Source organism: Microcoleus sp. N9_A1 (assembly GCF_036701795.1).
GTDB lineage: Bacteria > Cyanobacteriota > Cyanobacteriia > Cyanobacteriales > Microcoleaceae > Microcoleus.
The window spans coordinates 1-1,218 of the sequence record NZ_JAUBRI010000187.1; the positions used below are offsets into that span (position 1 = coordinate 1).

Below are 1,218 nucleotides of genomic sequence, written 5' to 3' on the forward strand. Positions count from 1 at the left end.
GACGACTTTAATTAGCACAATTTTAGTAAGATAAATTTTCCCGTGTTTAATCGAGAAACCTCCTATCCTGAATCGTGCCGACTGTCTGCTATTACGCTTTTTGAACTTGGGACGGCTAACTTTCCGACCTTTTCGCTTGCCCTTGAATGAATCAAAGTAGTTCTTCCAAGCTACCCCTAAATCGGCAATTGATTGCTGAAGAGGGATGTTTGAAACTTCTGCTAGCCATTCCCGTTCTTCCGACTTCTTAGCTTGAGTAATGAAAGTCTTTTGCAAGTCTCCGTTACTCGGTAGTTTTTCAGATGAATTGCATAATGCTAGTGAATCATTCCACACAACACGGCAACAGCCAAACAATTTAGCAAGATTGTGAACTTGCGGAGGAGTTGGATATATGCGATATTTGTATCGTTGTTTCATGAAACTATTTTAGCATTAGAATAGCTATTGATACAAATAGATATGTTACAACCGTGACTCACTTGAACGAGGAAAAGAAGGCGGTTGAAACCGCTGCCGACTTTTCCCCGTGTCTAAAGCCAGGGGCTTGCGTCTCGCTTTTCGGTCAATTTGTTTTTAATCCAGCATGGAAAGCTATTACCTCAGAACAACAGGAGTTAATGTCACGGATGCTACTTGAACGTATTTCTCAGGCTGGGATTGCTCGGGTACTGCAAGTATCAGAAGATACGGTGCAGCGCTAAGTAAACGCCCAGGCTGTTGTTGAAAAGAAGCAAGTGGAGGTGAGTCCCAAGCCAAAAAAGCGCTTGACCGGAAAGATGGATGAGTTATGGTCGTTTGTTGATAACAAAGGAAATCAGCAGTGGGTATGGCTTGCATTGGATGCCCAGACTAGGGAAATTGTTGGTGTACACATTGGAGATCGTAGCGCGGTATCAGAAGAGTGCCTTATGGAATTCAATGCCACCAGTTTACCGTCAATCGGCAGTAATTTATACCGACCATTGGAGTGCCTACGATTCTGTATTGTAAGCGTAAACGTCATCGCAGTGTAGACAAAGATAGTGGTTGTACTAGCTAGATCGAGCGCTTCAACTGCACCATTCGACAACGAGTATCTAGGTTAGTGAGAAAGAGCTTATCCTTCTCTAAAAAATTGGAAAATCATATTGCTGCTATTTGGCACTTTGTCCATCATTATAATTCTAATTTACCAGAAAGAATTGGTTTAAAGCCTCTCCCTTTTAGGGATAAATT

General features: G+C 42.1%; 4 protein-coding genes. 3 read left to right on the forward strand and 1 reads right to left on the reverse strand.

Features of this window, described 5'->3' with window-relative positions:
- The coding region (locus tag QUA58_RS31335) for a helix-turn-helix domain-containing protein (RefSeq protein WP_333398018.1) at positions 1-420 on the reverse strand (420 nt) is incomplete at its 3' end.
- A gap of 53 nt (positions 421-473) precedes the next feature.
- On the opposite strand from QUA58_RS31335, the gene QUA58_RS31340 reads away from it, so the two are divergent.
- From QUA58_RS31340 to QUA58_RS31720, 3 genes are all read left to right on the forward strand, one after another.
- Positions 474-704, forward strand: coding sequence for a hypothetical protein (locus QUA58_RS31340; protein ID WP_333257108.1), 231 nt, complete (start codon positions 474-476; stop codon positions 702-704).
- A 75-nt stretch (positions 705-779) separates the two neighbouring features.
- Complete coding sequence (locus QUA58_RS31715; protein ID WP_445243715.1) at positions 780-1,016, forward strand: IS1 family transposase; 237 nt, start codon at positions 780-782, stop codon at positions 1,014-1,016.
- A 26-nt stretch (positions 1,017-1,042) separates the two neighbouring features.
- The coding region (locus QUA58_RS31720; protein ID WP_445301921.1) for an IS1 family transposase at positions 1,043-1,218 on the forward strand (176 nt) is incomplete at its 3' end.